Raw genomic sequence first — 21,950 nt, 5'->3', positions numbered from 1 at the left:
AGGAGACAGAAATATGCTCGGCAAGATTTTGGGTGCAGTCGCAGGCAGTCAGGTAGCGCAACACGTGCGCGGTATCGACGGCACCGGCGGTGCGGTCCTCGGCGTAGCCGCAACGAGCGTGCTGCGACGACTGGGGCCGGTCGGACTCGTTGCCGCGGCGGTGGGCGGCTACGCGCTCAAGAAGCACATGGAAAAGCGGGAAGCCAGGAAAGCACCGGTCACACCCAAGGCCGCACCCGGAAAATCCTAGGCCGGGCCGGCCGCGCGGTGGTACTCGCTCGCCGCCTGCGGGTCCTGCACGTCATAGACGAACCACGCCTTCTGCCCGTAGTCATAGACCTGCACCAGCCCATCCTCGACCCGGGCTGCGAAGAACGTGGATGAGGCGCGATCGTAGCCTTTGACTTGCGCGCCATCGATCTCGACCGACACGAAATTCTTGTCCCCGGCGTCGTGGATTTCCGGCAGCGTCCCGCCGAATTTTACACTCCGGGCGCCGTCGAACCCCTGCAAACGGCCGTCGCGGAACTCGGCGGCGATCTGCAGGTCGCGGCCAAGAGAATGGTCGTAGAGTCCGGCGACTTTCTTGCCGGTCAGGACGGCGAAGGCGATCGCAGCGATCATCGAACGGGTATGTGCTAGCATGATGAATGCCTGACACGTCGCGGCTACTGAAATCAAGGTGCCCTGCGACAAGCCGATTGCGCGCCGGCGTCACCTTTGCGAAAGATCGCGCCGCTACGGCAGGAACCAGGGCCGGGCAATGCAGGAGCAAGTTGTGAAGCCGACGTCGATAGCGGGAATGCAGGTGCTGTTCGTCATGGCCATCGACCATGAGTACGGCCCGCATCTCAGAGCGCGGATGACGCCGCTGATGACCGGCGTAGGTCCCGTCGAGGCCGCCATCGCGGCGACCGCGTGCCTGCAGCGTCTGGAGGCCTCGGGGCAATTGCCCGATCTGGTCGTGACCCTGGGCTCTGCCGGATCGCGGCGCTGCCGGATGGGGGAAGTCTATCAGATCGAAAGCGTGTCATGGCGCGACATGGACGCATCGCGCCTCGGCTTCGCAAGGGGCGTCACACCGTTCGCCGACCATCCGGCAGTTCTGCAGTTGCCCGTGCTGCTCCCCGACCTGCCCCGCGCCTCGCTGTCGACCGGCGGCGATGTCATAGGCGGCGAAGACTATGCGCGGATCGACGCCGACCTCGTCGACATGGAGACTTACGCAGTGCTGCGCGCATGCCAGCGGTTCGGCGTGCCGATGATCGGCCTGCGCGGTGTCTCGGACGGCGCGGACGAACTGGAGGGCATGTCGGGCTGGACCGAACTGCTCGCGCTGCTGGACGAGCGGCTGGCGATCGCGCTCGACAAGCTGACGGAGGTGCTTGAGCGCGGATTGGCGGATAGCCTTACCGCCAACGCCTGATCGTCGCCGAACTTACCTTCGTCATTCCCGCCTTCGCGGGGATGACGAAAGTGTTTTATACGCTCAGTATCAATACGAACCCGAAGTGTCGGTCGCATCGACGACGCCGTCGCCGTTGGTGTCAAGCCGCTCGAACATCCGCTCGCCCGAGGCATTGAACTCTTCCAGCGTCAGGTTGCCGTCCTTGTCGGTATCGAGCACGCCGAAGCGCACGTGGGCCTGCTTGACTTGGCCGTCCGGTGCCGGTTTGTCCTTGCTGAAGCGGCCGGTGAACTCGCCGACGTAGTCCGCCTCGCTCACCTTGCCGTCGCCATCGAGGTCGAAGGTGCGGTACTTGGCGGCACGGGCAGCGGCGAACTCGGCGGCGGTGACGCGGCCGTCGTGATCGGCGTCGTTCTCGCGCAGGAAGGCTTCCTTGCCGTGGCCGGGCGCGGCGCGGCGCTCTTCGGTAGACTGGGCAAGCGCGCCCTGGCTGGCTGTGAGGGCGAGAACGAGCCCTGCGATAAAGTGAGTCTTGGTCATGGTCTTCTCCGTTGAACTGGAAATCGGGATCACTCTTCGACCTGAAACGTAAGCGAGGTCGTGTAGCTGCGCTCGTCGGTGCCGGAGCCGGCGGGCGCCTCGGCGCGGTGGCGGGTCATCAGGACGTACGTGCCGGGGCGGTCGAACTTGATGACGGCCTTGCCCTGCGCGTCGGTCCTGACCTGACGGTGGCTGACCGCCTCCTCATAGTCCGCGCCGCCCCGGTCCAGCTCCAGTTCCTGCGCGGCCATCGGCTTGCCGTCGAACAGTACATTGAGCGTGAACGGGGTGTCGAGATAGAGTTCGCTGGGATGCGTCACCGGCTGGATGCGCAGGCGCCCGATCGCGACGTCGACGGGGGCGCGGGTCGGCTGCTTCTTGGAGACATAGGCGTCGGCGACGGTCTCGGTCTGGCTGGTGCGGACTTGCGTGGCTTCCTTGGGCACTTCGCCATGGACCGGCTGCCACTTGCCGCCGACCAGCGCGCTCTTGCCCACCCGGCCAAGGCGCACGCCCGTGGTGAAGCGATAAGTCCCCTCGGCATCGAGCGCGCTTTCCAGCACCACCATCTGCTTGAGCGAGGTGATCGACTGGAAGCTGCCGCGCGATCCGTCCGGCAGGATGACGTGATAGTCGCTGGCATCGACCGGCACTTCGGGACGGAAGAACTTCTCGCCGAAAGCCGATTCCACCGTCACCATTTTCTCGGTGTTGCCCGCGAAGAACTTGGGCAGGAGGTAGGAGGTGTGGGCGAGCGCGGCGCCGGGAGCGATGCTGACGGCGCACAACAGCGCGGCGATGCCTGGGGCAAGTCTGGTCATGGTCGAAGCAGTCCTCATCATTGTCCGGTGATCTCGAAAGTGAAGCTGTGCGCCTCGCCGTCCGGCGGGCGCGGGAAAGGCGATGCCCGGCGGACCAAAGCCATCGCCTCGTGATCGAAGCGCGAGGAGCCTGATGTGCGCGCCACGCGGATCGCGCGCGCGGCGCCGCCGGGCTCGACGGTGAAGGCGATCAGTGCCTCACCCGCGCCGATGGTGTTGCCGCGCTGGTAGCGTTTCAGATGCTGGTAGACGCGGCCGCTGAAATTGCTGACGGCGGAGTTGCCCGCTTGGTCGGTATTGCCTCCGCCGCTGCCGCCCTTCCCCTGAGCCTCCGCCGCGCTTTCCGCCGCCCGCGCCTGCGGACCGGGTGCAGTGGCGGCCGGAGTGACGAACGCGGCTGCGGGGATCAGCTTGGCCACAGGCAACTGCCGCGTCGTCGTCGCGGCCGTACCTTCACCCATGCGCCCCTGCCCGCCGCCGCCTGCCTGCGCCGCCGGTTGCGGCAGGGGCTGCGCAGCGGGCCGAGCCTCTGCGACTACCGCCTGCGAAGGAACTTCGGCAGGCGGCGTCACCGCGCGTTCCAAAGGCTGTTGTGCCTCGGCCCGCGGCTGCATCTTCGGGCCTGGTCCGCCCTCGCGCATGGACAGGTCGATGCTGACAAGGCGGGAGCGGGTGCCCCCTTCCACCCGCACCGCCTCACCCCAGGTGAAGACCAGCAGCGCCGCCACCAGGGCATGCGCGGTGACCGAGGCGGCCATGGCGTTCAGGTCGATCCGCGCAAACGGACCTGTCCCGAACTCGGATCTGCCCATCCAGGAAGCCATGTCCGCCTCGCCCCCCTTAGAACATTTTCGAGAGGGCGGCCTTGAAGTTGCGCCCCACCGCCGGGCGCGTGGACAGCGCCGACTGGTAATAAGTGTCGAAGATGTTCTCGACGCTCAGGCGCAGCGCGACGTTCTCGAAGATACCGCCGCTCGGCGTGATCGTGGCGCGCAGATTGTGGACATCGAAGCCCTTGTGCTCGGTGCCGTTGATATCGAGATCTTCGGCGAGGGTCGTCTCCCAGCGCACGTCCAGCAGCTTTCCAAAGCGCTTGCCCGCCGAGAGCATGTAGGTCTTCTGCGGCAGGTTGGTCCAGTCGTCGATCACGCCGGTGGTGCGCAAACGCTGGCCGTCCGGGATGGTGGCGTTGAAGTCAAAGTAGATTCCGCTGGCGGTGGCGTAGGACGCCTCGATCTCGAAGCCGTCGAGATAGACCTCGCGCACGCCCGAGTAGGCGGTGTTGTCAGTCAGCTCGGTGTCGTAGTAGTTGACCTTGATCGCAAGGTGATCGCCCTTGCCGAGCAGATCGGTGCGATCGAACGAGCCGCCCGCTTCCCAGGTGCGGCTCTTTTCCGGCTGGTTCATGTACGTGGCGTTGTCGAGGTCGTCGATGATCGGCAGGTTGCGCGTGCGCGCCCAGCTGCCGAACGCAGCCAGACCGAACGGCAGCTCGTAGCGGGCGGAGACGCCGCCCATCCACGCCGTATTGTTGTAGGATACGGGCGTGCCGGTGCGGTTGGATTTGACGTTCGAGGTCTCCCAGCGGATCGCCGGGCTCAGCGTGAAGCCCTTGAACAGGCCGATCTCGTCCACCGCGAAGGCGGCCATGCGGTTGTCGGTGCCGCCCGGCGCGCTGCTGGCGTCGGCGCGCTTCTTGTGGATGTACTCGACGCCGAAGTGCAGGTTGTGATGGATCGGCCCGGTCGAGAACAGCGCAGCGTTCTTGAGCGTGATCTTCGAGGTCTCGTAGCGGTGGTCGGCATTGAGCACCGGCGAGATCGCGACGCCCACGGCGCTCTGGTCGATCTCCTGATTGGCGTACGTGTACAGCAGCTGGAGATTGACCGCGTCGTTGTCGACCGGCTTGTAGGCGTAGGACACCGTCAGCACCTGGCTCTTGGTGTCGCGGTCGACGTTGCCGAACACGCCCGCCGTAGTGCCGAAGCTGTCGTAGGGGACGTCCCGGTCGCTGGTGGTGGTCTGGTTGAAGCTGGCGGCGATGGTATGGGCGTTGTCGGCGCCGAAGTGGAATGCGCCTTTCACCAGGAAGCTGGGCAGCTTGAAGCTGCTGTTGCCGATGTCGTCGCCGTGGCCGTCCTGCTGCGTGCTCTGGGTGCGCCAGGTGTAGTTCGCGAGGAACTCGAACTGCTCGGTCGGCATTGCCGCAACGGTGGTGGAGGTCGCGAAGCCGTTGCCGTTGGTCTGGCCCGAGACGGTCTGACTGGCGGTGATGCCGGTCTTGCCGTGGAGGACGGTGGCCGCATCGTTGGTTTCCAGCAGGACGACACCGCCGATGATCCCCGAGCCCCACTCGAAGCTGCCCACGGTGCCGCGGATCACCTGCGCGCGCTTGTAGAGCAGCGGGTCGGTGAACAGCTGCGTGCCGACGCGATAGATTTCTTCTGAGCCCGTGGTGGCGCCGTCGACGACGAAAGCGACCTTCTGGTCGGTGCCATAGGTGCCGTTGGCGCCGAAGCCGCGGATGTTGATGCCCGAGCCGATCGGGGTCGATCCGTTGATGAGCGTGACGCCCGGCACGGAGTCCAGCAGTTCGGCGATGGTGGAGGCCTGTCGGTCCTCGATCTCCTTGCGGTCGATCACGGTGATCGGCGTCGCGGTGTCGGTCTGGATGGCGCGGGTGCTCTCGCCGATGTCGATGGTGCCGAGGAATTCACCGGCCTGCGTGTTCTTGTCGGTGGCGGCAGCGTCCTGCGCATGGGCCGGAGCGGCGACGAAGAAGGCAATGGCGGACACCCCGCCAAGCGCGCGGGCGGCAAAACTACGAAGCATAATTGTTTCCCCTTCGCTAATGCGAATCGTATGCATTAGCGAAGGGGCAATTGCGCAGCTTGACTGTTACGTAAAGGACTTTTTTCGAATTTCGTCCGGCGGACCTCGAAAGATCGCGAATGACATGACGAAACCGCCCCGGAAGCGGCATGCTTCCGGGGCGGTTCGTAACAACTGCCAACTTCTCGCCGATGTGCGGCGAGAGATGGTCAGAACGGGATATCGTCGTCGAGGTCGTCGCCGAAGCCGCCGCCGGAACCGCCGGACGAGCCGCCCGAGGAACCGCCAGTGCGGCCCCATTCGCTGCCGCCCGAAGAACCACCGGAGGAACCGCCGCCCCATTCGTCACCGCCGCGCGATGCTCCGCCCGAGCGCTGGCCGCCGCCGAAGCCGCCGCCCGAGGAACCACCCTCGCTCCAGCCGCCACCGCCGCTGCGCTGACCACCGCTGCCGCCGCCCGGCGCACCGTCGAGCATGGTCAGCACGCCGCCGACGCCGCCGACCGAGACTTCGGTGGTGTAGCGGTCATTGCCGTTCTGGTCCTGCCACTTGCGGGTGCGCAGCTGGCCTTCGATGTAGACCTTCGAGCCCTTGCGCAGGAACCGCTCGGCGACGCCGACGAGGCCGTCGGACTGGAGCACGACCGAGTGCCATTCGGTACGCTCCTTGCGCTCGCCGGTGGCGCGGTCCTTCCAGCTTTCGGAGGTCGCGATGCGCAGATTGGCGATGCGGCCGCCGTTCTGGAACGACTTGACCTCGGGGTCGGCCCCCAGGTTGCCGACGATGATGACCTTGTTGACGCTGCCTGCCATGCGGGAATCGCTTTCCTTCGAAATCTGGCGGATGGGTTAGCCCAAGCCGGGGCACGGATGCGAGTCCGGCAGGCCGCCTTTTCTACAATTGTAACCGTCATTGCGAGCGAAGCGAAGCAATCCAGGGCGGTGTAAGGCTGCCCTGGATTGCTTCGCTCGCAATGACGAAGTGAAAGCGCGCTACAACCCCGCCGCCACCGCGACCCAGTACGTCGCGCCCGCCGCGATGTAGGCGAGGCCGAACAGGTAGGCGAGCATGAACGTCGGCCACTTCCAGCCGTTGGTCTCGCGCCGGGTCACCGCAATCGTCGACATGCACTGCGGCGCGAACACGAACCATGCCAGGAACGCCAGCGCCATCGGCAGGGTCCAGCGCCGCTTGAGCTGGTCGCCGAGTTCGAGCGCCTGCTCGTCCTCGTTGTCGCCCGCATCGACCGCGTAGGTCGTCGCCAGCGAGGACACCGCCACCTCGCGCGCGGCCATCGCCGGGATCAGCGCCAGCGCCATGTCGCGGTTGAAACCGATCGGCTCGACCACGAAGGCGAGGCCGTTCGCCACCTTGCCCGCGATCGAGGCGTCGACCTGGCTCTCGCCCGGACCGGCCTTCGGGAAGTTGAGCATGACCCACAGCACGACCGTGACCATGAAGATGATCGTGCCCGCGCGGCGCAGGAATATCCATGCGCGCTGCCACAGCCCGATCGCCATGTCCTTGAGGCGCGGCATCTGGTACTTGGGCAGCTCCATGATGAAGCCCGAAGCGGCGCCCTTGGTCATCGAGCTGCGCAGCGCCAGCGCCACCGCCATGGCCCCGACCACGCCCACGACATAGAGCGTGAACAGCACCAGCCCCTGCAGGCCGATCCCGCCCCACACGCTGGTATGCGGGATAAACGCGGCGATGATCACCGCATAGACCGGCAGGCGCGCCGAGCAGGTCATCAGCGGCGCGATCAGGATCGTCGTCAGCCGGTCCTTGGGGTCGGTGATCGAGCGCGTCGCCATGATGCCCGGAATGGCGCAGGCGAAGCTGGAGAGCAGCGGGATGAAGCTGCGACCGGACAGGCCCACGCTTGCCATCATGCGGTCCATCAGGAACGCGGCGCGGGCCATGTAGCCCGATGCCTCCATGGCGAGGATGAAGGCGAAGAGGATGACGATCTGCGGCAGGAACACGATCACCGAGCCGACGCCCGCGATCACGCCGTCCGTCAGCAGGTCGCGCAGCAGGCTTGGCGGAAGCGCGGCCTTGACGCCGTCGCGCAGCGCACTGACGCCCGCATCCAGCGCATCGGCGAACGGAGTCGCCCAGGCGAACACCGCCTGGAACACCACGAAAAGGATTGCCAGTAGGATCACCGGCCCGACCCACGGGTTCAGCAGCAGCTGGTCCAGCTTGGCGTGAAGACGGTGGCGCTTGGATTCCGAGAGGATCGCCGCATCCGCCATGGCATGCGCGGCGACGCGGCGTTCGGTCTGTCCGAGGGCGGTCAGACCCGGACCCGGATGCCGCTCGCCCGCGTTCGCGATCGCCTCGCCCAGTTCGGCAAGGCCGCGGCGGCGGACGGCGACGGTCGGGATGACGGGGACGCCCAGTTCTTCGGCTAGCACGGCGGCGTCGAGGACGAGGCCGTCACGCTCCGCCAGATCGACCATGTTGAGCGCGACGACGGTGGGCTTGCCCAGCGCCAGCAGTTCCTGCGCGAAGACGAGGTGCTGCTCGAGGTTCGATGCGTCGAGCACCACCACCAGCACGTCGGGCGCGGCCTCGCCGGGGAACATGCCAGCGATGACCTTGGCGGTCACTTCCTCGTCCGGGCTGGTCGGGTCGAGGCCGTAGGCGCCGGGAAGGTCGGTCATCTCCACCGGCTCGCCGGTCGGCAGGACGAAGCGGCCCGACTTTCGTTCCACGGTAACGCCGGGATAATTGGCGATCTTCTGGCGCGCGCCGGTCAGCGCATTGAATAGCGCGCTCTTGCCCGCATTGGGGTTGCCGACGAGCGCGACCTTGCGTTGACGGCTCACAGTTCCTCGACCTCCATCGCGGCGGCATGGGCGCGGCGCACGGCCACGGTCATGCGGCCCACGGTAATGGCGATGGGGTCGCGCCCGCCCAGGATGCCGCGATGCGACACCGCAATCCTGGCGCCCTCCTCCAAGCCCAGGGCACGGAGCCGCCGCGCCTCTTCCTGGACGAGCGCGGGCCAGTGCACGGCGACGATGCGCGCGGACCGGCCGATAGGAAGCATATCGAGAGTCATGGTGGCGCGGTGCCAGATAACACCCTTAATTGCAACCGGATCGCAATAGCGGAACCAAGGGTTTTCGCAGGGGAAAGGATTTGAAACGATACCTGCAAAATCCTCCCTGTCGCGCAGCGATGGGGAGGTGGCGCCGACGAAGTCGGTGACGGAGGGGGCTTTGTGTTGCCCTACCCCTCCACCACCCGCTGCGCGGGCGGTCCCCCTCCCCATCGCTGCGCGACAGGGAGGATGCAAAGGTCAGCGCGCCGGGTAGCGCATCCGGCCGAGCAGGCGGGTCATGCTGAACCGCTCGTCGGGCTTGCGCAGCAGCTGCGACTTGGCCTTCTCGAAGCGCATGATCCCGGCGATGCGGCGGTCGAGGAAGGCGCGCGTCTCGGCCTTGTCCTCGCTGGTGTCACGCGCGAAGGCATGGAGCGTGGCCGCATAGATGCCGCCCAGGATCGCGCGCTTGGTGTAATGGTTGTAGTCGGTCGCGGTATCGCCCGCGAGCCGCCACATGGAATCGGCGCTGCGCCAGCCCAGCCGCGTCGAAGCGGCGATGTTCTGCGGCATCGCCATGATCGTCAGCGCCCGCAGTAGCGCTTCCTCGCGCCCCGCCACGGCCTCCAGCCGCGCCCAGACGAGGCGGCGGATACGCTCGCGGATCGAAAGGTTCGACAACGCGCCCCCTCCGACCGAGGCCGTCATCGTCGCATCGACATGCCCGATCCACGCGGAGATCATCGCCATCGCCCCGTCGCGGAAGGCATAGGCCGCCAGCGCCGGATCGACACCCGCCGAAACCGCGGCCGAAGCGACCGCATCGGCAGTCCAGCCGTCGAACACGGCGGCATCGGCCACCAGCGGAGCCAGTTGCAGGCGCAGTTCGTCGAGCGAGACGGCTTCTTGCGTCATTTCCAACGTCCTCAGAAGGTCGGGCCGTAGACCGGCTTGGCGGTCTTCGCGCCCTTCTTGCCATAAGTCTCGATGACCGACATCAGCTGCCCGCTGCCGCCTTCGATCTTGGCATAGTCCCGCGCGCTGCGGCCCGAATTGTCAGAGCGGTCGGGATTGGCGCCCGCTTCGAGCAGCGCCTTGGTCAGTTGCAGGTCCTTGCGGTGGACGGCGAAGATCAGCGGTGTCTCGCCCGCGTCGTTCGAGGTGTCGGGGCTGGCCTTCTGATCGAGCAAAAGCTGCGCGCCCTCGCGCCAGCCGAGGTTCACCGCCAGTTCCAGTGCGCTGCGCCCGCGATCGTCGGTGGCATTGACGTTGGCGCCCTTGGCGATGAGGTAGCTGAGCCAGGTCAGGTCGCGGCGCGCGGTGACGATGTGCAGCGCGCCCTCGCCGGTGGTGACGTCCTTGGCGTTGATGATCTGGGAGGACTTCATGATCGCCTCCTCGACCTTGTCGCCTTCCTTCTTCTTCACCGCTTCGAGGAACTTGTACCCTTCCGAGAAGTCGGCGCGGGCGGGCGAGGTCATCAGCAGGCTCATCGCGAACACGGGAACAGCCACCTTGAGGACCATGCGAGAAAGGCCCACAACGCGGCGTATCGTCATCTTCAGCACTTCTAACGTCCTTCCACCACAGGTCTTTACGCGCGCCCCGCCATCCGCGCCTTGCATGGAGGCGTCTAGCAGGTCATGAGCGTGGGCGCCATGACATACCTTGCACGTCGTCTCGCTCCCCTTGCACTCGTATTGCTGGCGGGGCTGCCGCTTTCCGCCTGCTCAAAGCAGCCTGCGGTCGAGCGTCCGCCGCTCGAAGGCGCGGCCATCGGCGGGCCGTTCACGCTGGTGGACAAGGACAACAAGCCGGTCACCTGGGACAGCTTCAAGGGCCGCTGGCGAATCGTCTACTTCGGCTACACCTTCTGCCCCGACGTCTGCCCGCTCGACATGCAGGAAACGATGCGCGGCTTCGCCGAATTTGCGAAGCGCGAACCGGCCAAGGCCGCGAAAGTGCAGCCGATCTTCATCACCGTCGATCCGCAGCGCGACACGCCCGAGATCGTCGGCCAGTGGACCTCGGCGTTCGGCCCGAAGCTGCTCGGCCTCACCGGCACGCCGCAGCAGATCGAAAGTGCTGCCAAGGCCTTCGCGATCTACTACAAGAAGGGCTCCGACACCCCCGGCGGCTACCTGATGGATCACGTTCGCATCACCTACCTGTTCGACCCCGACGGCAAGCCCATTGCAATGCTGCCCTCCGACCAGGGCCGCAAGGCGGTCGAGGCCGAGCTTGAAAAGTGGGTGAAGTGAGCGGCCAAAAGCCCTTCTGGGAACTGCCCCTCGACCGCCTGACCCGCGATGAGTGGGAGGCCCTGTGCGACGGCTGCGGCCAATGCTGCCTGCACAAGGTCGAGGATGAGGACACCGGCGAGATCTACCACACCAACGTCGCCTGCAAGCTGCTCAACCTCAAGACCGCGCAGTGCAGCGACTATGCCAACCGCCGCAGCTTCGTGCCCGACTGCCTGAAGCTGACGCCCGAGAGCGCGGGTCGCTACGCATGGCTTCCGCCGAGCTGCGCCTACCGCCTGCGTGCCGACGGCGACCCGCTGCCCGAATGGCACTACCTCGTCAGCGGCAGCCGCGACACGGTGCACGAGGCGGGCATCTCGGTCGCGGGCAAGGTGATCTCGGAGACGGTGGCCGGGCCGCTCGAACAGCACATCGTCTGGCCCTACGGCGACGAGGACGAGGAGGAGTGGGAGGCCGAGGACGGCAGTGCGCCGTGGGACGTCCTGCCGGAGCCCAAGCGCTGAACGCGATGCTCGACTGGCTGAGGCGCGATCCGCGCGAAGAGCTGGTCGTCGAGGTCGGCGACCGCGCCCTTCCCGTGGTGGTCCGCCACCTCGACCGCGCCCGCCGGATGACCATGCGCCTTGCGCCCGACGGCAGCGAGGTGCGCATCTCCGTCCCCCGCTGGACCCGCACGGCCGAGGCGGTCGCTTTCGCCCAAAGCCGCCGCGACTGGCTGGCGAAGCAGCTCGCCGCCCTCCCCGCCGCCGCGCCGATGGCGGACGGAACAACGATCACCTTCCGGGGCGACGCCCTCGCCGTGGTCCACGACATCACCGCGCCGCGACGCCCGGTCGTCGACGACGGCGAACTGCGCCTCGGCGGCCCTGCCGATTCGCTTGCTCCGCGCGTCCTGCGCTGGCTGCAGACGGAGGCGAAGGACCTCCTCGCCGCCGACCTCGCCGAATATTGCGAGCGCGCCGCCCAGCCCTGCCCCGCCCTCGGCCTGTCGAGCGCGCAGCGGCGCTGGGGTTCCTGCGCGCATGACGGGACGATCCGGATCAACTGGCGGCTGATCATGGCGCCCGATCCGGTGCGCCGCTCGGTGGTCGCACACGAGGTTGCCCACCTCGTCCACTTCGATCACTCGCCCGCGTTCCATCATGTCCTCAAGACGATCTTCGAGGGGTCGATTCATGAGGCCAATCGATGGCTGAAGGCGCATGGCCGGTCGCTCTATGTGCCGTTTGGGTAGCGTTGGGTGCCGTTAGGGCCTACATGGGTGCCATGTTGAAGCGCAGTGGAATCTGGAAAGACGCAAACCCGACCGGGATGGTCGCGGATTTCAAGCTGGTCTGGAAGCAGGCCGGACACAACCGCTGGCGCATCGCGGCGGTGTCGGCCGCCTGCACTTTTGGCGTGTTTTATCTGATGTTTACGCAGGAAGGCAGCGCCCCGCACCCGCCGCCGAAGGTGACCTGGATCTCCGTCCTCAAGGAACACCGCACCGACGCCGAGATCGAGGCGGAGAACCTCGCCAACCAGAAGGCCAAGGAAGCCTACGCCCGCGAAATAGCGCGCCGCGACAAGGACGTACGCGATCTCTACAAGGCGATCGGCCGCTATTCCGGCATGGACGTCGACAAGATCGCCCGCGAAGCCGAGGCCGAGGAAGCCGCCAAGGCAAAGGCCGATCGCGAACGCGTCGAACAGAATCTGAAGGCAGGCGGCATCGCCAACCCCAAGCTAGCACCGGACGCCGCCCAGCAGTGAACGACAGGGGGGGGAGCGAAGACGCGCGCTGGCTCGCCGCCGCCGCGGCCCTCGCCGCGCGCGCCCGTCCGCTCAGCAGGCCGAATCCGGGCGTCGGCGCGATCATCGTGAAGGCCGGCCGCGTGATTGCGCGCGGCTGGACGCAAGCCGGCGGCCGCCCTCATGCCGAAGCGATGGCGCTCGCCGTCGCCGGAGAGGCCGCGCACGGGGGCACCATCTACGTCACCCTCGAACCCTGCGCCCACAAGTCGGAGCGCGGCCCGGCTTGCGCCGACCTCGTCTCGCAGTCCGGCCTCGCCCGCGTGGTGATCGGCTGCATGGACCCCGACCCGCGCACCTCAGGCGCCGGGATCGCCCGCATCCGCGCCGCCGGAATCGCGGCCGAATACCTGCCTTCGACGGCCTGCGAGCAGAGCCTTTCCGGCTATCTCACCACCAAGCGCCTCGGTCGCCCCGAAGTAACGCTCAAGCTCGCCCTGTCGCTCGACGGCTGCATCGCGCTGGCGAGCGGCGAAAGCCAGTGGATCACCGGCGCCGAAGCCCGCGCCCACACCCACGCCATGCGCGCCCGCGCCGATGCGATTCTCGTCGGCGGCGGCACATTGCGGGCCGACACCCCCCGCCTCGACGTGCGCCTGCCGGGATTGGAGGACCGCAGCCCGCAACGCTGGGTGCTGACACGCGGGACTGCGCCCGAAGGCTGGCATACGCTGCCCTCACCCGAGGCCATCGCCGGGATGGAGGGCGTCCTGCACCTCTTCGTCGAGGGCGGCGCTCATACCGCGACGGCTTTCCTCGCGGCGGGGCTGGTCGACAGGCTGCTGATCTACCGCGCCCCTGTGCTGCTCGGCGGTAGGCCGGGCCTCGCCGACTTCGGCCTGGCCTCGCTGGCGCAGGCCCATGGCCGCTGGCGGATGATCGAGCGGCGACAGCTTGGCAGCGACACGCTCGAAGTCTACGACGCGCGAAATTCTCACGAAGGCTAGCTCATGTTCACCGGAATCGTCACTGCCGTCGGCACCATCCGCGAAGCCCGCAAGACCGGCGACCTGCGCGCCGTCATCGCCTGCCCCTTTGATCCCGCGGGCATCGCGATGGGCGCCTCGATCGCCTGCTCGGGCGTATGCCTGACCGTGGTGGACAAGGGCGGCGTAGCCGGCGACGCCTGGTTCGCGGTGGATATTTCGGCCGAATCCGTGGCCCGCACCGTCTCCGACCGCTGGCAGGAAGGCCGCCACCTGAACCTCGAGCCGGCACTGAAGCTGGGTGACGAACTGGGCGGTCACATCGTCACCGGCCACGTCGACGGCGTCGGCACCGTGGTCAGCATCGAGCCGGTCGGCGATTCGCGCCGCTTCGTCATCGCCGCGCCCAGGGAACTGGCCCCTTACCTCGCCCCCAAGGGTTCGATCACCGTCGATGGCATCTCCCTCACCGTCAACGAAGTGAGCGACGAGCCGGACGGCACCTGCCACTTCGCCCTGAACATCATCCCCCACACGGCGGAAGTGACCACCATAGGCGCGATGCGCGCAGGCGACGGCGTCAATCTGGAGATCGACGTGCTGGCCCGCTATCTCCAGCGCATGCAGTCGCTGCGGAGCTGATCGGCCTGAAAGGCACGGCAGAGTCACCGCGTGTCGGTGACTCTGCGGGTTTCTCCCGATGATCCGGCGCCCTGCCCCTAGGCTGGCGGCTACGGCATCATTTGGAGACTACGGCATGCATGGAGCCGCGCCGCAAGGCGGCTTGCTTCGGACCCGGACCAAGGCGCTCTACAGCTTTGGCAACGTCGGGAACCAGTTGTTCCGCGACGCGCCGATGATCCTCCTGCTTTACTACCTGACCAGCATCGTCGGCATTCCGCCGGCGATCGCGGGCGCGGCGATCTTCGTGCCCAAGGTCATAGTCGGCGCGCTCAGCGACTTCACCGTCGGCGTCGTTTCCGACCGCAACCTCCATCGCTTCGCGCGGCGAAACTGGCTGCTGGTCGGCGCGGGGCTGGCCCCCTTCGCGATGATCGCCACGTTCTTCGTGCCCAACGCCGGGATGAGCACGCAAGTCGGCTACGTCGTCGTCGCCTTCAGCTTCTACATGGTGACCTTCGCCAGCTTCTCGGTGCCGTTCCTCGCGCATTTCTCGGAAATCAGCAGCGATCCGCAGGAGCGTACGGTGCTGATGGCATGGAAGCACGCCTGGACCGGCGCGGGACTGCTGCTCGGCTCGGCGCTGGTGCCATGGCTGATCCACGAACTCGGGGCCGATCGCGGGGCCTACGTCACCGGCGCGGCGCTGCTGGGCGGGATCACCGCGATCAGCCTCGTCACCGCCTGGAACGCGGTGCGCAAGGTGCAGGTCGTCACGCCTCTCGAGCGCGACCTGTCTCTGCGCGGCCTGCTGGCCACGCTGACCTTCCGCCCGTTCCGCGTCCTGTGCCTTTCCGCCGCCGCCATGACGGTGGCGGCAGGCACCTGCTCGGCGGCGATGGCGTTCTTCATCACCTACAACATGGGGCGGACCGACGCGTTGGTGCAGCTCGGCATCCTCGTCGCCATTGCGGGCTGCGTCGTCATGGCCGTCTCGCCGCTCTGGGTGGCGGCGGCGAAAGTGCTGGGCAAGCGCAACGCGTATCTCGTCGGCGCGCTCGGCCATGTGATCACGCTGATCGTCTGGTCCAATGCCGGCGCCGGGCCGATCTGGGTGACCTATGTGTGCTCGGGCTGCGTCGGGCTGTTCAACTCGGGCTGGGGCTTGATCGCGCTCTCGCTCCTCACCGACGCCATGGCGCAGGCGAGAGAAGAGACCGGGCGCGATACCGCCGGCTCATTCGCCGCGATCTGGTCGATCATCGAGAAGGCCGGAATCGCGCTTGGCGGCACGCTGATCGCGAGTTCGATCCTGGCGATCGGCGGCTTCGATTCAGCCGCCGCCAAGCGCGGCATCGCCCAGAGCGCCGAGGCCATCGACGCGATCCGCTACGCCTTCGGAATCGTCCCGGCCGCGCTGATGTGCATTGCCGCGCTGATCATCTGGCGCTGCGTCCCCGCACGCGGAGGCGCAGCGCTGGCGCGTTAGAGTATTTTGCAATCACATGGCGTTCCATGGTCCGGAAGAATGCGGTAAACGCCGTGACCGCTGCAGGACACGTGGACAAATCGAACGGCTGAGGTGGGTGGTTACCTGCCGATCTGGCTGCGGCGTTAGCGAGCGGAGTTAGTGCGCTCGAAGCCCCGATCCGAACCTCTGAGCTTGAGAAATCCGTCGATACCAATTGTCAGAAGAGCGAGAGCCATTGCCGCCGTGTTCCATGACGACGGAATTGACATCTCGATACTACGAAAAGCAAAAAAACCGGCAGGGGCAATAAGCATCAACGGCACCATGCGCTGTGCCAAGGAGCCACGTGGCAAGAACCTTGCAAACAGCGTTGAAGCCGCAAGACATACGAACACGCCTGTCGCCGAAATATCCGTCATAACGCAAGCGTGCCATGCGGATCGCCTCAACGCAACATGTCCGGAATGGGGCGCTTGCCGGAGGTCCGAATTGGTCCACGCAGCCTAGGACCTGATCGACTTCACCGGTATCATCGTCATCCCCGCCTTCGCGCGGATGACGAATGGCGTGTCAGTAGCTATCGTGTTGCGCCGCTGCCACGATCGCGCGATTGAGGCGGGTCTGGCGCAGGGCGGAGGGGTGCAGCACGCTGCGGTTCGGCAGCCCCCTCACCGCCAGAGCGAACTCGCGAACCTGCGTCGCGAAATAGTGCGTGATCCCGTCGTTGAAGAGCGCATCGTCATCCACCGGTGCCCGCTCGGGCATGACGACGGGCTCGTCGTCGATCCAGAGTTCATCGCCGTTCTCGACGCGCACGGTGGCGTTCTCGAAGTGCGCGACCTTGCGGTTCATCGTGCGCTTCTGGTTGTACGAAACGTGGATAGAGGCGAGCACGTCGTCAGGATAGCGCAGCAGGATCATCGCCTCGTCCTCTGCCGCCCAGTCGGGCTGGAAGCGCGCCGCCTCGACATGGATGCGCAGCGGATCGATCTCGCCGACGACGAGTTGCAGGAAATCGATCGCGTGCGGGGCGAACAGGGTAAGGACCAGTCCTTCCTCGCGCGTGCGGGTCGCCCACCAGGGTGCCTGCGGGCCGTCCCAGAACACGCACATCGAGATGCTGACCGCCCGCAGACGGCCGAACCCGGCGCGGCGGTCCTGCAGCGTACGCACCGCCTCGACATGGCGAAAGGTGTGCCCGGCAGCAAGGACCAGCCCGGTTTCGTCCGCCAGTGCAGCGATCCGCTCGGCATCGGCGACGGTTTCGGAGAACGGCTTCTCGACCAGCACGTTGCGCCCGGCGCGCAGCACCTGCTCCACCTGATCCGCGTGCAATGCGTTAGGCGTGCACAGCACCACTGCTTCGACAGCATCCAGCGCCAGCGCCTCTTCCAGCGAAGTGCAGGCGTGTTCGGCGCCATACTCTTGCGCGAACTCGGCGGCGCGGGCGGGATCGGGATCGACCACGGCGACCAGTCGGGCATGCTCCGGACTGCGGGCGATCGCCTTGAGATGCAGCGGGGCAATCCGGCCGCAGCCGACGAGGGCGATCCCGATGGGTCGATCGATTGTCATGCAGGCTCCACGTAACGTCGGTCAGGAAAGACGTGACGAGGCCCCTATCTGCCCGCGCCGTCCATCACCGCCTGGGCGGTTGATCGACAGGCGGACGATACCCGGTCAGGCCAGCGGGCCTGCCGTGAAACTCTCGCGCGTGATTTCGAAGATGACGTGCTCGACCATCATGCCGCAGCGCTCGTAGCTGCGCGAACGGCCCTCGACCAGACGGCCGCCGATATTCGCCATCGCCTTACGCGAGATGACGTTGTCCGCGCCCACCTGGAAGATGACACGCTCGAAATGCTGGAGTGCGTGCGCAAGCATCATGCGCTTGAATTCGGCGTTGTACCCGCCGCCCCAGTAGCGGCGTGCCAGGAACGTCCAGCCGATCTCGATTTCGCCGGGTTGCTCGACTTCGGGCGCTCCGTAGCGGGAGGAGCCGACGATTGCGCCGTTCTCCCGATCGAGGATCGCAAGGGCGCCGCCACCCGCCAACGCCTCGTCGAAGAAGGCGCGGAACACCGGCTCCTTCCAGCGATCGTGCGAGGGATGCACGGCCCAGATGTCGGGATCGGACGCGACTGCGAACAGCGCATCCCAATCCGCCTCGAGCAGGGGCCTGAGCGTCAGCCGGTCCCCTTCGAGAACCGGCTGACGGTTCATGATCAGGCCGTCACGGCCGCGACGGCAGCGATGAACTGGTCGATGTTGCCGTCGGTCAGGCCCGCGACGTTGATGCGGCCCGAAGCGGCGAAGTAGATGCCGTATTCCGAACGCATCGCCTGCACCTGCTCCGGAGTGAAGGGGATGATCGAGAACAGGCCGTTCTGCGAACCCACCGGAGTCAGATCGACGCCGCCGGTCTTGCCGGCCGCCTGCAGCTTGGCGCGCACGCCGCGCATGCGTTCACGCATCTCGTCGAGCTCGGCCAGCCACTGCGCGGTCAGGGCCTCGTCCTCGAGGATCACGCGAACCGCCGCGCCGCCGTGATCTGGCGGCTGCGACCAGTTGGCACGGGCCAGCGAGTGGCCGTTCGACATGACCTTGGCAAGATCGGCCGGATCGGCGACCATTGCGTAGAGCGCCCCGACGCGGTCACGATAGAGACCGAAGTTCTTGTCGCACGAATAGCAAATGAGTGCTTCCGGAACCGATGCCAGAACGCGGCGCAGGCCGTAGGCATCTTCTTCCATGCCCTGGCCGAGGCCCTGGTAGGCAAGGTCGAGTACCGGAAGAATGGTCGAAGCGGCCAGCAGTCCGGCGATCTCGTCCCATTCGGCATTGGTGTAGTCGATGCCGGTCGGGTTGTGGCAGCAGCCGTGCAACAGGATGGCATCGCCTTCCTGCGCCGTGGCGATCGCGCCGCGCAGGGCGTCCATGTCGGCGCCGGCGCCGGTCGCGTGGTTGAACTCGAGGACTTCGAGGCCGAGATCGGCGCAGATCTGATTGTGGTTCGGCCAGCTGGGCTTGCCGACTATGACGCGCTTGTAGCCCGCACGCTTCACCATCGCAAGCGCGAGGCGCAGCGAACCGGTGCCGCCGGGTGTCTGCATGCCCTCGATCCGGCCGCCCATGGTCGGGTTGGCCTTGCCGAACACGTAGGGCATCAGCTTCTCGACGAAGCCCATGTCGCCCTCGGGGCCGAGGTAGGCCTTGGAGTCCTGCTCCTCGACCAGCTTCTGCTCGGCCGCCTTGATCGCGGCGAAGACCGGCGTGTCGCCGTCGGCGGTCTTGTAGACGCCGACACCGAGGTCGATCTTGTCCGCACGCGGATCGTTGTTGTGGAGCTTGATCAGCGCAAGGAGCGCGTCAGCGGGCTGTTGCTTGAGATCGTTGAGCATGGCGGGCGGCCCTTAACCCCGCCCGCCGCTTGACGCAACCACCTAGTTGGACGGCTGCGTCGATGCGCAATATCGTTGCGTCAGAAAGGCAGCCAGCTCTGCTTTTCGGAGAACTTCATGTAGCCGATGTTGGCCCCCAGACGCAGCCCAGCGCCCGCGCGTACGGGAATCAGCACGGTGTTTCCGCGGCGCAGGTAGCTGACGGTAAAGCCGCCCACGAGATATGCCTGGCCTTCGCCCGCGCCGAACCGATGGAACAGGTCCTGGCTGTCGTAGAGGTTGTAGACCAGCACGAAAGCATTGCCGGCATTCGCGCCGGCGTCGAAGCCGATCGACGGCCCGGTCCAGTAGACCGGGCGCTCGCCTTCCACCTTGTGATGGAGCGTGCCCGAACCGTAGCGCAGGCCCACGGCAAGGGCGCCGCCTGCCTCGCGCCCGATGATATATGCGTTGGGCTCGCCCTGCTTGGCGAGCAGGTCCTTGATGATGTCCGCGAGGCCCTTGGCGCCTTTGCCGAATACACCTTCGGCTGCGCCGATCAGGTCGTCCTCGCGGTAGGTCGAACCATTGTCCTGCGTCGCGACGGCCGGTGCGGCGGGATAGGTCGGCGCGGGCGTGGGAGCAGGATAGGCGGGCTGCCCGCCATTCCAGTCGGTGGCGGGAGGCCCTTCGACAGGCGTGCCGTTACCCGGATCGGTTGCGGGCGGCACCGGCGAATAAGTCGTTCCCCGGTTGAGGTCGCCATCGATCGCAGCGTCGGGATCGATGGTGGTGACTTGCGCTAAGGCCGGCGCAACAGGCATGGCGAGCGCCATAAACGCCGCCGCCAACCCGATGACCGACCTGCGACGCGCGCCCCGGGTAGTGTGCGTGCGATCCTGCATAGAATGACCCTTCATGGCGTGATTACCTTGCGTTCTCCACGCCGATGCTGGCGCTTCCACGTCCCCCGCGCCCCATGCACGGTCAAAACTGGTGTCATCCCACAAGAATCCACCGCGCATGACCTAGCAATGAACGGGCGACGACCCGAGTCGGTTTTGCGGCGGATGGAACTTGAAACATGCGCCAAAGCGAGTGCTGAATAAATCTGCATTCTTGCACGCTTGCCCCCTTGCCGCCCCCGAATGCTCCCGTTATAGGCACCGCTCCAAGCCGCACTCGGAGACGTGGGTGAGTGGCTGAAACCAGCGGTTTGCTAAACCGTCGTGCCCTTAAGGGGGCACCCCGGGTTCGAATCCCGGCGTCTCCGCCACCGGCTTGTCCAGCCACATTCGCAACCATCCGATAAGACCCTGAGAAATCAGGTCTTTCGGGTGATTCGCGTCCACCCGCATTCATCCCTGTTCGCCTGCAACCGATTCGTCGTGTGGGAAAAAATGTGGGAAGATTTGTGGCATGGGTAAGCTGTCCGCGACCGCTGTGAGAAACGCCACCAAGCCCGGGCGCATGGGCGATGGTGATGGACTTTTTCTCATCATTCAACCCAGCGGCACCAAGAGTTGGATGTGCCGGGTTCAGAAGGCCGGCAGCCGCCGCGACTTTGGCATCGGCAGCGCGGCGAAGGTGTCGCTCGCCCAGGCAAGGGAGCGCGCTCGGGAGATTCGAAGCTGGGTGGAGCTGGGCCTCGACCCCGTTTTCGAACGGCGTAAGGCCGAAGGCGTGCCTACCTTCAAGGAGGCCACTGCCAAGGTCCTAGCGGCCCAGCGCAAAACCTGGCGCAATGAGAAGCATGAAGGTCAGTGGCTTCGTACGCTGGAGACCTATGTCTTCCCAAAACTAGGCAATGTCCAGGTATCCGAGATCACCGGCCCGATGATCCGCAATGTCCTGGCCGAAATCTGGCTATCCAAGCCTGAGACCGCACGGCGGGTCCGACAGCGCATTGGCGCCGTGCTCGACTGGGCCTTTGCCTCCGGCTTCCGAGAATCAGAGGCACCGATGCGTGCGGTGACCAAAGGTCTGCCGAAGCAGCCGAAGAATGAGGGCCATTTCGCGGCGATGCCCTATAGTAAGGTACCCGCATTTGTTGCCAGCCTCAGGAAACGAGAGTCATTCAGCCGGATGGCCCTCGAGTTTGCAATCCTGTGCGCTTCACGATCGGGGGAGGTTCGCGGGGCGCGGTGGGAGGAATTTGATCTGGAGAACTGCCTCTGGACGGTGCCGAAGGAGCGAATGAAGGCCAACCGCGAGCATATCATTCCACTCACTCCGAGCGCAATTCGGATCATAGAGAGAGCAGCCGCCCTCAAACTGGGTGATTGCCCCCTCGTCTTCCCTGGAGCGAAACGGAACACCCCGCTGTCCGACATGACGTTGACGAAGCTTCTGCGCGAAATGAAGGAACCCTACACGGCACATGGTTTCCGGTCGGCATTTCGCGATTGGGTGAGCGAAGAGACTGAGCATCCCGGTGAAGTGGCCGAGGCAGCACTTGCTCACGTTGTGAAGGGCAAAACTGAAGCTGCGTATCGACGCGGAAACTTGCTTGAAAAGCACCGATTGCTGATGAATGAATGACTGGTCAGCCTTTTGCGAGCCGCGCTGACGCACCTTGCCCCGAAGTCGATGTAGCGAACCGTCACTTGCAGCGAGCCGCCTGACCTCACCGGCAGCGACCTTTCCCCGTCCTCCAGCAGCCAATTCCACGCTCCCCAATGCGATCCGTCCGCCTCCTCTCTTCCGGATAACCTGCACTGGGCGATAGGCAACTGTTCGGATCGGAGCCGGTTCGCGGGGATAGCTGACAATCGCAGGGAGTCGGCAGCCTACCATTCTCGGCCATTCAGCCGCCGATTTCCGCTCCTTAGGTGCGGGCCG

General features: G+C 66.1%; 25 protein-coding genes and 1 tRNA gene. 11 read left to right on the top strand and 15 right to left on the bottom strand.

Annotated elements, in window-relative coordinates:
• Positions 1–13: 13 nt before the first annotated feature.
• Complete coding sequence (locus HWN72_RS21385; RefSeq protein WP_008829849.1) at positions 14–250, top strand: hypothetical protein; 237 nt, start codon at positions 14–16, stop codon at positions 248–250.
• Here HWN72_RS21385 and HWN72_RS21380 read toward each other — a convergent pair.
• On the bottom strand, positions 247–645 hold the full coding sequence (locus tag HWN72_RS21380) for a hypothetical protein (protein WP_008829848.1): 399 nt from the start codon (positions 643–645) through the stop codon (positions 247–249). The two genes, HWN72_RS21385 and HWN72_RS21380, sit on opposite strands and share 4 nt — an antisense overlap.
• 118 nt (positions 646–763) lie before the next feature.
• Here HWN72_RS21380 and HWN72_RS21375 point away from each other — a divergent pair, with 118 nt between their 5' ends.
• On the top strand, positions 764–1,426 hold the full coding sequence (locus HWN72_RS21375; RefSeq protein ID WP_008829847.1) for a 5'-methylthioadenosine/S-adenosylhomocysteine nucleosidase: 663 nt from the start codon (positions 764–766) through the stop codon (positions 1,424–1,426).
• 69 nt (positions 1,427–1,495) lie between these two features.
• Here the strand turns inward: HWN72_RS21375 and HWN72_RS21370 are convergent, their stop codons facing one another.
• From HWN72_RS21370 to HWN72_RS21330, 9 genes are all read right to left on the bottom strand, one after another.
• On the bottom strand, positions 1,496–1,948 hold the full coding sequence (locus HWN72_RS21370) for an EF-hand domain-containing protein (protein WP_008829846.1): 453 nt from the start codon (positions 1,946–1,948) through the stop codon (positions 1,496–1,498).
• Positions 1,949–1,977: 29 nt separating this feature from the next.
• Positions 1,978–2,769, bottom strand: coding sequence for a DUF4198 domain-containing protein (locus tag HWN72_RS21365; RefSeq protein WP_008829845.1), 792 nt, complete (start codon positions 2,767–2,769; stop codon positions 1,978–1,980).
• Positions 2,770–2,786: 17 nt separating this feature from the next.
• Positions 2,787–3,593: a TonB family protein gene (locus HWN72_RS21360; RefSeq protein WP_008829844.1), complete on the bottom strand. Its 807-nt coding sequence runs from the start codon at positions 3,591–3,593 to the stop codon at positions 2,787–2,789.
• Between the two features lie 16 nt (positions 3,594–3,609).
• The gene (locus tag HWN72_RS21355) at positions 3,610–5,601 is read right to left on the bottom strand and encodes a TonB-dependent receptor plug domain-containing protein (protein ID WP_008829843.1); all 1,992 of its coding nucleotides are present in this window, start codon (positions 5,599–5,601) and stop codon (positions 3,610–3,612) included.
• A 209-nt stretch (positions 5,602–5,810) separates the two neighbouring features.
• A complete protein-coding gene (gene ssb, locus HWN72_RS21350) occupies positions 5,811–6,413 on the bottom strand; it encodes a single-stranded DNA-binding protein (protein WP_008829842.1) in 603 nt (200 codons plus the stop codon).
• Positions 6,414–6,593: 180 nt separating this feature from the next.
• A complete protein-coding gene (locus HWN72_RS21345; protein WP_211151302.1) occupies positions 6,594–8,438 on the bottom strand; it encodes a ferrous iron transporter B in 1,845 nt (614 codons plus the stop codon).
• On the bottom strand, positions 8,435–8,674 hold the full coding sequence (locus HWN72_RS21340; RefSeq protein ID WP_008829840.1) for a FeoA family protein: 240 nt from the start codon (positions 8,672–8,674) through the stop codon (positions 8,435–8,437). Before HWN72_RS21340 ends, HWN72_RS21345 begins: the two co-directional genes overlap by 4 nt.
• A gap of 240 nt (positions 8,675–8,914) precedes the next feature.
• A complete protein-coding gene (locus HWN72_RS21335) occupies positions 8,915–9,571 on the bottom strand; it encodes a COQ9 family protein (protein ID WP_211151301.1) in 657 nt (218 codons plus the stop codon).
• 11 nt (positions 9,572–9,582) lie between these two features.
• Positions 9,583–10,224, bottom strand: coding sequence for an ankyrin repeat domain-containing protein (locus HWN72_RS21330; protein WP_008832899.1), 642 nt, complete (start codon positions 10,222–10,224; stop codon positions 9,583–9,585).
• Positions 10,225–10,299: 75 nt separating this feature from the next.
• Here HWN72_RS21330 and HWN72_RS21325 point away from each other — a divergent pair, with 75 nt between their 5' ends.
• The 7 genes from HWN72_RS21325 (at position 10,300) to HWN72_RS21295 (ending at position 15,747) form a co-directional block, all read left to right on the top strand.
• Positions 10,300–10,917, top strand: coding sequence for an SCO family protein (locus HWN72_RS21325; protein WP_008832898.1), 618 nt, complete (start codon positions 10,300–10,302; stop codon positions 10,915–10,917).
• Complete coding sequence (locus tag HWN72_RS21320) at positions 10,905–11,423, top strand: YcgN family cysteine cluster protein (RefSeq protein WP_008832897.1); 519 nt, start codon at positions 10,905–10,907, stop codon at positions 11,421–11,423. The genes HWN72_RS21325 and HWN72_RS21320 overlap by 13 nt, the downstream gene beginning before the upstream one ends.
• Positions 11,424–11,428: 5 nt before the next feature.
• Positions 11,429–12,154, top strand: coding sequence for a M48 family metallopeptidase (locus tag HWN72_RS21315; RefSeq protein WP_211151312.1), 726 nt, complete (start codon positions 11,429–11,431; stop codon positions 12,152–12,154).
• 77 nt (positions 12,155–12,231) lie between these two features.
• Positions 12,232–12,672, top strand: coding sequence for a hypothetical protein (locus HWN72_RS21310; protein ID WP_008827501.1), 441 nt, complete (start codon positions 12,232–12,234; stop codon positions 12,670–12,672).
• The gene (gene ribD / locus HWN72_RS21305; RefSeq protein ID WP_211151300.1) at positions 12,669–13,658 is read left to right on the top strand and encodes a bifunctional diaminohydroxyphosphoribosylaminopyrimidine deaminase/5-amino-6-(5-phosphoribosylamino)uracil reductase RibD; all 990 of its coding nucleotides are present in this window, start codon (positions 12,669–12,671) and stop codon (positions 13,656–13,658) included. The genes HWN72_RS21310 and ribD overlap by 4 nt, the downstream gene beginning before the upstream one ends.
• Before the next feature lie 3 nt (positions 13,659–13,661).
• A complete protein-coding gene (locus HWN72_RS21300; protein ID WP_211151299.1) occupies positions 13,662–14,279 on the top strand; it encodes a riboflavin synthase in 618 nt (205 codons plus the stop codon).
• Positions 14,280–14,421: 142 nt separating this feature from the next.
• The gene (locus HWN72_RS21295) at positions 14,422–15,747 is read left to right on the top strand and encodes an MFS transporter (protein ID WP_211151298.1); all 1,326 of its coding nucleotides are present in this window, start codon (positions 14,422–14,424) and stop codon (positions 15,745–15,747) included.
• Positions 15,748–15,872: 125 nt separating this feature from the next.
• On the opposite strand, the gene HWN72_RS21290 is transcribed toward HWN72_RS21295, so the two are convergent.
• The 5 genes from HWN72_RS21290 to HWN72_RS21270 form a co-directional block, all read right to left on the bottom strand.
• Complete coding sequence (locus HWN72_RS21290) at positions 15,873–16,148, bottom strand: hypothetical protein (protein WP_172704837.1); 276 nt, start codon at positions 16,146–16,148, stop codon at positions 15,873–15,875.
• Between the two features lie 151 nt (positions 16,149–16,299).
• Entirely contained in the window at positions 16,300–17,304 is a 1,005-nt protein-coding gene (locus tag HWN72_RS21285; protein WP_008827505.1) for a Gfo/Idh/MocA family protein, read from the bottom strand.
• A gap of 105 nt (positions 17,305–17,409) precedes the next feature.
• Positions 17,410–17,952, bottom strand: coding sequence for a GNAT family N-acetyltransferase (locus HWN72_RS21280; RefSeq protein WP_008827506.1), 543 nt, complete (start codon positions 17,950–17,952; stop codon positions 17,410–17,412).
• A gap of 2 nt (positions 17,953–17,954) precedes the next feature.
• On the bottom strand, positions 17,955–19,130 hold the full coding sequence (locus HWN72_RS21275; protein ID WP_008827507.1) for an amino acid aminotransferase: 1,176 nt from the start codon (positions 19,128–19,130) through the stop codon (positions 17,955–17,957).
• Positions 19,131–19,210: 80 nt separating this feature from the next.
• Complete coding sequence (locus HWN72_RS21270; RefSeq protein ID WP_375154537.1) at positions 19,211–20,029, bottom strand: DUF1134 domain-containing protein; 819 nt, start codon at positions 20,027–20,029, stop codon at positions 19,211–19,213.
• A 264-nt stretch (positions 20,030–20,293) separates the two neighbouring features.
• On the opposite strand from HWN72_RS21270, the gene HWN72_RS21265 reads away from it, so the two are divergent.
• Positions 20,294–20,385 (top strand) — tRNA-Ser (locus tag HWN72_RS21265).
• 143 nt (positions 20,386–20,528) lie between these two features.
• Positions 20,529–21,650: an integrase arm-type DNA-binding domain-containing protein gene (locus HWN72_RS21260; protein ID WP_008828540.1), complete on the top strand. Its 1,122-nt coding sequence runs from the start codon at positions 20,529–20,531 to the stop codon at positions 21,648–21,650.
• The last annotated feature ends 300 nt before the right edge of the window (positions 21,651–21,950 follow it).

It is taken from the genome of Novosphingobium sp. HR1a, from assembly GCF_015594425.1.
In the GTDB taxonomy this organism is placed as follows: Bacteria; Pseudomonadota; Alphaproteobacteria; order Sphingomonadales; family Sphingomonadaceae; genus Novosphingobium; species Novosphingobium resinovorum_A.
Note: the sequence above shows the minus strand (reverse complement) of the source record. Positions and strands in the feature narration are given on the sequence as shown.

Bases quoted from the DNA above. Each gene is read 5' to 3' on its own strand.
- HWN72_RS21385 (WP_008829849.1), top strand. From the start codon at position 14: ATGCTCGGCAAGATTTTGGGTGCAGTCGCAGGCAGTCAGGTAGCGCAA.
- HWN72_RS21380 (WP_008829848.1), bottom strand. From the start codon at position 645: ATGCTAGCACATACCCGTTCGATGATCGCTGCGATCGCCTTCGCCGTC.
- HWN72_RS21375 (WP_008829847.1), top strand. From the start codon at position 764: ATGCAGGAGCAAGTTGTGAAGCCGACGTCGATAGCGGGAATGCAGGTG.
- HWN72_RS21370 (WP_008829846.1), bottom strand. From the start codon at position 1,948: ATGACCAAGACTCACTTTATCGCAGGGCTCGTTCTCGCCCTCACAGCC.
- HWN72_RS21365 (WP_008829845.1), bottom strand. From the start codon at position 2,769: ATGACCAGACTTGCCCCAGGCATCGCCGCGCTGTTGTGCGCCGTCAGC.
- HWN72_RS21360 (WP_008829844.1), bottom strand. From the start codon at position 3,593: ATGGCTTCCTGGATGGGCAGATCCGAGTTCGGGACAGGTCCGTTTGCG.
- HWN72_RS21355 (WP_008829843.1), bottom strand. From the start codon at position 5,601: ATGCTTCGTAGTTTTGCCGCCCGCGCGCTTGGCGGGGTGTCCGCCATT.
- ssb (WP_008829842.1), bottom strand. From the start codon at position 6,413: ATGGCAGGCAGCGTCAACAAGGTCATCATCGTCGGCAACCTGGGGGCC.
- HWN72_RS21340 (WP_008829840.1), bottom strand. From the start codon at position 8,674: ATGACTCTCGATATGCTTCCTATCGGCCGGTCCGCGCGCATCGTCGCC.
- HWN72_RS21335 (WP_211151301.1), bottom strand. From the start codon at position 9,571: ATGACGCAAGAAGCCGTCTCGCTCGACGAACTGCGCCTGCAACTGGCT.
- HWN72_RS21325 (WP_008832898.1), top strand. From the start codon at position 10,300: ATGAGCGTGGGCGCCATGACATACCTTGCACGTCGTCTCGCTCCCCTT.
- HWN72_RS21315 (WP_211151312.1), top strand. From the start codon at position 11,429: ATGCTCGACTGGCTGAGGCGCGATCCGCGCGAAGAGCTGGTCGTCGAG.
- HWN72_RS21310 (WP_008827501.1), top strand. From the start codon at position 12,232: ATGGTCGCGGATTTCAAGCTGGTCTGGAAGCAGGCCGGACACAACCGC.
- HWN72_RS21300 (WP_211151299.1), top strand. From the start codon at position 13,662: ATGTTCACCGGAATCGTCACTGCCGTCGGCACCATCCGCGAAGCCCGC.
- HWN72_RS21290 (WP_172704837.1), bottom strand. From the start codon at position 16,148: ATGACGGATATTTCGGCGACAGGCGTGTTCGTATGTCTTGCGGCTTCA.
- HWN72_RS21285 (WP_008827505.1), bottom strand. From the start codon at position 17,304: ATGACAATCGATCGACCCATCGGGATCGCCCTCGTCGGCTGCGGCCGG.
- HWN72_RS21280 (WP_008827506.1), bottom strand. From the start codon at position 17,952: ATGAACCGTCAGCCGGTTCTCGAAGGGGACCGGCTGACGCTCAGGCCC.
- HWN72_RS21275 (WP_008827507.1), bottom strand. From the start codon at position 19,130: ATGCTCAACGATCTCAAGCAACAGCCCGCTGACGCGCTCCTTGCGCTG.
- HWN72_RS21270 (WP_375154537.1), bottom strand. From the start codon at position 20,029: ATGAAGGGTCATTCTATGCAGGATCGCACGCACACTACCCGGGGCGCG.
- HWN72_RS21260 (WP_008828540.1), top strand. From the start codon at position 20,529: ATGGGTAAGCTGTCCGCGACCGCTGTGAGAAACGCCACCAAGCCCGGG.